Genomic DNA, 6,103 nt, shown 5'->3' on the forward strand with positions numbered 1-6,103 from the left:
TCGCGCCGATAGCGCGGTGAGTCTTTGCAAGACTCCAGCGCCCGCTGATAGTCACGCAACGACACCCCCTGATCCGCCAGCGTGGCATCAGGCTCCCGATACCACATCAACCACTGCTGCAGCAGCACCTCCAGGGACGTGGCATCGACAATCCACTCGTCAATGCTCAAGTGCACCCGGCTGTGTTGTCGATCCAGCAGCGACACGGCGACTTCAAAGAGCCTGTCGTCGCCGGCCAGATACACCTTGTGCGACATCGATCCGCGCAGCGCCGCCAGGGAACGTTCGCGGTCCAGGGGATCGCAGCGGCGCAGGTCACGGATGTTGAAACCATAAGGCTTGGCTTCGCCGACCTGTTGCCGGCCGTCATCCAGCACCCGGAGCCGCAGCGCATCGTGCTGCAGCAACAGTCGATTCCACGCCTGATTGAGCCGGTAGACATCCAGTTCCGGCCAGTCGAATTCCAGGTAGATATGGCAACCGACCCGTTCAGCCTCAGCCAGCAGTGTGCGTCCCGAGAGGAACGATTGCTGGATGTCGTTGAGTGCAAAAGGTTGATGGGCAGCGTTGGGGGCCGGCTGCAATACCGGTCCGGCTTGAGCATGCGCATGAGGTTCGCGGGCCGCCAGATTGGCTTCGACCTCGGCGAGACTCAAGTACGGGCTCAGTTGTGCCAGGCAGAGCGACACGTGCAGTTGCTGTTCCAGCCTGGCCTTGAGGCCCACCGCGCCCAGGGAGTTGAGGCCCAGGCTGGCCAGGCTCCGTGACTCGCAACCTGCCAGGCTCTGCGGATCACAACCCAGCACTTGGGCAAGGACCCGGCGCAAGCTGTTCGCTGGCGGCGCGGTGCCGGGGTCAGCCGGCTGATGGGTGGCAATCCGTCGCGGCGCCAACCAATGGCGCTGTCGGGCAAAGGGGTAGCCCGGAAGGCCAATGCGCCGGGGCTGCCCCTGGCGCGCCAGACTGTGCCAATCCAGCGTCCCCCCCTGCCGCCAGTATTCGGCCAATGCCGGCCAGTCCGGTTGCGCCAGTGCCTGGGCCAGCGCGGCGTCAACAACGCTCGCCTGCTCGTCAACCTGCACCAGGTCGTCGCGTAAACCTTGGGCCAGCTCAGAAAGCTGCTGTTGCAGAGCAGCGACGCTGTCCACCAGGCAGGTCCAGCGGCAAGCCATTGCTGTGCGCCCCACTTGCAAGGTGTAGGCGATGTCGGCCAGACACACCGGTGCCAGCTGGCCGATAGCCTGACTCAAGCGCCCCGCCTGCTCCCGCAGCCGTTGTGCATCTTGTGCCGACAACAGGATCAGTTGCAGCCCGGTCGCCGCAGGCGTCTGTCGGGGCTGGGCGATAAACTCTTCCACCACCAGATGGGCGCTGACGCCGCCAAAGCCATAGCTGTTGATGCTGGCCCGACGTGGCAATGCCTGCCCCTGCCCATCCTTGAGGGCCGGCCATGGCCGGTTCTCGGGAGCAAGGGACAGTTGCTGCGGGTCGAGCCTGATGGCCGGGCCCAGTTGCTGCAACCCCGGGATTCCCGGCAGATACCGCTGTTGCACGGCATCGATCACCTTGAACAAGGCCGCCATGCCAGAGGCCAGCTCGCAATGCCCGATCAGCGGTTTCAAGGTACTGATGTTCCAGGGCGTGCCGGCTTGCCTGCCAGCACTTAGTTGACAGCGTGCCGCCTGGATCGCGTCGACCTCGATGGCATCGCCCATCGCCGAGCCGGTGCCATGGGCCTCCACATAGCTGACACTGTCGGGTGTCACCCTGGCGCTGCGGTAAGCGGCAACCATTGCCGCTTGCAGGCCGTCGTGATCGGGGGCGGTCAGCGAAAGCCCGCGCCCACCATGGCCGACTCCGCTGCCCTTAATCTTCAGATGAATCCGGTCACCGTCACGCAGGGCATCGGCCAGTGGCTTGAGCAACAACACGCCCACGCCTTCGGAGCGCACATAACCATCGGCCCCGGCCTGGAATGAGCGGGTTTGCGCCTGTTCGCTGAGAAATCCCATCTGCCGGTAGCCGGCCGTTTCATCAGGCGACAGCAGCAGGTTGACCGCGCCCACCAGCGCCTGTCGGCACTCGCCGGCCCGGATCGCCTGCATGGCCCGATGCAGCGCCACCAGCACCGACGAGCAGGCAGTGTTGCAATATTCGCTGGGCCCGCGCAGGTCGAGAAACCAGGAAATCCGATTGGCATACATGCACGGCGAAGACGACGTCAGCAGAAACGGGCTGGTGCGGGGCAGCTCGACGACCTCGCGGTACTCGCTCGGCGCTGCTGCGACAAATACCCCCGTGGGGTGGCGGGCAAAGTCAGGCGCCGCGATGGCGGCATCCTCCAGCGCCAGCCAGGCATGCTGCAACAGCAAGCGCTGCTGCGGGTCCATCAGCGCCGCTTCTGCCGCCGAGACGGCGAAAAAACCATGATCGAAACACTCGATCCCATCGATGTAGCCCGCCACCGGTCCGGCCATGGCGCGCTCGCCGGGCACCGGGCGGATCTGCCCGAGGCTATTGCGAATCGCCCCCCAGAACCCCTGCAACTCTCCACCGGGGAATACCCCGCTGATGCCGATCACCGCAAAGTCAGGGTCCATGCCGGCAGGCGTTGGCGGCTCGGTTTCGCCTGGGGCTGCCTGAGTGTCGATGGGCGACGGCCCCTGGGGTGCGCGGCGTTCTTGCAGCGCGGCGATGATTGTTTCCACGTTGTTGTGGCGAAAGAAGAAGCTGGGCTCCAGGGGCAGTCCCAAGGTCATGCCCAACTGTTCACTGAGTCCTAGCAGGTCGGCTGAGTCTAGCCCCAGTTCCATCAGGCTGTGGCGCGGCGACACCCGGCTGTCTCGGGCGTGCCCCAGGCAATGATTGATGCTCTGGCGCACGGCGTCGTCGATGGCGATGGTTGGCTGAGCGGCCATGGCGGTGAGCGCTGCAGCCTTCTGGGGCTGACGGCGAGCCAGGTGGTAGCGCACCAGAACCCCATGCCCGTCATTGTCGGCATCGGCGGGACGATACCCGGCCACCAGGCGCTCGATACCGGCACCGTGCAACTCGTGGAAACGCAGCACCGGGTCCAGCAGCTCGCCGCGCGCGTCACGGCTGTGGATGTAGTCCGCCAGGGTCAGATGGCGGTACTTGGGATAGTCCTTGCAGCGAGTCACCCCGACCACGGTGTCGACGCCATGGCGCAGGGTGCAATATTGCAGCATGAACTCCAGCAACTGATCGCCGTAACCGCTGTACTGATGCGCCGGCAGAATGTTCAGGCTCTGGATCTGGACGGTGCTGCCCTTGCCGTGAAACAGCTGGTCGACGCTGGCGAAATCCACCCTGAACAACCCGTCGCTATGGGCGATGCGCTGGGAATAGATCACCCCCACCAACTCGCCCCTGAACTCCAATGCCAGTTGCCCGGCGGGGTCCTGGCTCAAGCGGCGCCGGAGGATGGCTTCATCGACCCGGCCGCCTTCGGGCCAGCAGGCGTGTTCGAGGGTCAGCAGCGCGGGCATGTCGGCGAGCGTCACGTGGCGCACCTGATAATCACGCGCCCTGTAGCAGCCACTGCTGGCCACGCAGTCGACGCCCTCCTGGAGCTGCGTGTGCAGCATCCCCGGATCGGCAAACAACCCGGCCCCTGCCAGGGCCATCAGGTACTGCGCCGCCTCAACCGGGTAGTAACAGGCAAAGTGATCCGCCACAGGCCCGTCCGGGCGCCAGTGGCGTTCGCTGAGCACCAGCGGTTGATCGCCGATCAACGCGGCCAGTGCTTTGGCCGAATGCTGCAGGTTGCCCAGCACCGTGGCGCCCGGCACCGCCGAGCCGTCGAAACCCAGGTAGAAGCGCTGCGCAGGCAGTGGCAACTGTGGCGTCGAGAGCGGTTCCAGCGGTTGCAGATTCTGCTGGCCGATAGCCAGCCACATCACCCGATCAGTGGCCGCGACACCCGCGTCGCGCAGACGCTGGCGCAGGGACTGCGGGTCGCCCGCCAGCACCTCCTCCAGCACCAGCCAGCGCAGCGGCTGGCTGTCCAGCACCTGGCCCCGCGCGCTGTGTTGTCGCAACCATTGCCACAGCTCACTCAAGCAAACCCCGGGATGGCGGCCGAAGCCGACTATCCAGTCCGGCTGCGAGGACAAAGGCTGCGCATCGAAGATCTCGCCCAGCAGCCGCTCAAGCGCCGGCCGATCCCCCGGCCAGATCTGCAGCTCCCCTGCCCCCTTGAGCCATTGCAACACCTCTGCCCATGGCTGGCCCTGACTGAACAGCAAGTCTTCGAGGGTGGCCGGCAGGCTGGCGTAGTAAGCCAGGAACGGCTCGCTCAGCCGTTCTGCCAGGCAGGCTCGATGCTGCGGGTTCAGCACCAGGTGCCGCTCCTGGCGGCGAATCCACTGTTGGCGGCGCAGAAAGTCACTCAACAGGCGAATACCATCGGGGTCGACCGGCTCATGGTCGATGCGCCGCAGATCAACCCGTCCGCTGTCGAGGTCAATCGCCCCGTGCAGTTGCAAGCGGCGTAACAGCACCAGCGACAGCAACTGGTTCAGCCCATGAACAAACCCGGGACAGTGCAGATTCCAGTCCAGCGCCGACAGCGCCAGCCAACGCCGCAGGGACGGCAGGTCATCCCCATGTGGCAATCGCTGCGGCGCCAACCAGGAAAACAGTTCGATCACCTGCGCGGGCAGCGCGCCGATAGCCGAGGCCCGGCCAGTGAAGAAATACTGCTCGGCACTGGGCTGGCTCAACCAGCCAAACGCTTTCAGGCCATCAAAGGTCACCCGCAGCGGCCCGGGATTGACCGCAGCCGCGGCGACAAAAGGCGCAAAGTCGAACGGCTGGTTGATGGCCTGGCGCGAGATCAACTGCCGGCTTTCCAGGCTCAGCACACTGGCGATGACAAACAACTGATCGGTGAAACTGGCGTTCATAGTCCTTTCCATGACAAGGCGTCCATTGGCGAGTGCTGTCACGAAAAGGCGGCGGTGTTTTGCACGCTCTTGACCAGCTTGGTCAACACCTCGCCTGGCCCGAGCTCCTCGCATTCGAAGGTCCCTTGGCGCATCAGGTACTGCACGGTGTCGAGCCAGCGCACCGAGCCGCAGATTTGCCGGGTCAGGTTGGCCACCAGGTCCTGGTCCCGATACGGCGCGGCGTTGATGTTGGCGATCACCGGGGTGTGCAGCGGCGAATAGTCGAACGTCGCGAGGTAGTCGCCAAAGGCGCCCATAGCGCTGTGCATGTAGCGGGAGTGGAACGGCGCGCTGACCGGCAGCACCACAAAGGTAATATCCAGCGCCTGGAAGATTTCCTGCGCATGGCTGAGTGCCTCGACGGGCCCGGCCAGTACCACCTGGGACGCCGAGTTGTAGTTGGCGACGTCCAGAGCGCCGAGGCCGTGCTGCACCAGCAGCGAATTGACCTCCTCAGGGCTGCGGCCAATCACCGCCGCCATGCCGCCGCCGCTGGCAAGTGCCATCAGTTCGCCGCGTTTTTTCACCAGCTTCAACCCGGTTTCGAAAGAGAAAGCCCCCGCGGCAAACAGCGCGCAGTATTCCCCCAGGCTGTGACCGGCGAGAAAGTCGGCTTTGCGCGGGTCGGCCTGCTGTTTGGCCAGGAACGCCAGGGCACTGACGGTGTAGAGCGCCGGTTGCGTGAAGCGGGTGTTGGACAGTTGTTGCTCGGGGTCTTCCAGGCACAGGGTTTTCAGCGAATAGCCCAGAATGCGGTCCGCTTGCGCCACCTGTTCGGGGAACTGCTCGAACAGCTCGGCGCCCATGCCCAGCCGCTGGGAGCCCTGCCCAGGAAACACATAGACCTGCTTCGGCCCGGACGCCAATGGCGCCGAGGGACGCTGTACCAGGCGGCTCGGCTGCTGCACCTCAAAGACCGCATGCGCGGCTGCCTGTAGCGGAGCCGCAACCGGGCTCGGCTCGGGGGCCACCACTGGCGGCACTGGCACGGCTATCGCCTCGGCCTCGGCCTTGGCCGGCAGCGGCTGCAAGGCCCGGCCCAGGGTCAGCACCTCGTCGAATTTTTCCAGGTCGCGCCCGAACGGGCTCAGCACCGCGTGGATCGTCGGCAAGGCGCGGTCACGAATATTCTG

2 protein-coding genes are annotated in these 6,103 nt (G+C 65.2%); both read right to left on the reverse strand.

Annotation, left to right across the window (positions count from 1 at the left end; translation table 11 throughout):
- Positions 1-4,940, reverse strand: a 4,940-nt coding sequence (locus BLX41_RS32730) for a beta-ketoacyl synthase N-terminal-like domain-containing protein (RefSeq protein ID WP_259745505.1), incomplete at its 3' end; no start/stop codon positions are given.
- Between the two features lie 26 nt (positions 4,941-4,966).
- A partial coding sequence (gene fabD / locus BLX41_RS37015; protein WP_259745506.1) for an ACP S-malonyltransferase occupies positions 4,967-6,103 on the reverse strand: 1,137 nt, incomplete at its 5' end.

Source organism: Pseudomonas protegens (assembly GCF_003732485.1).
Classification (GTDB): Bacteria; Pseudomonadota; Gammaproteobacteria; order Pseudomonadales; family Pseudomonadaceae; genus Aquipseudomonas; species Aquipseudomonas protegens_B.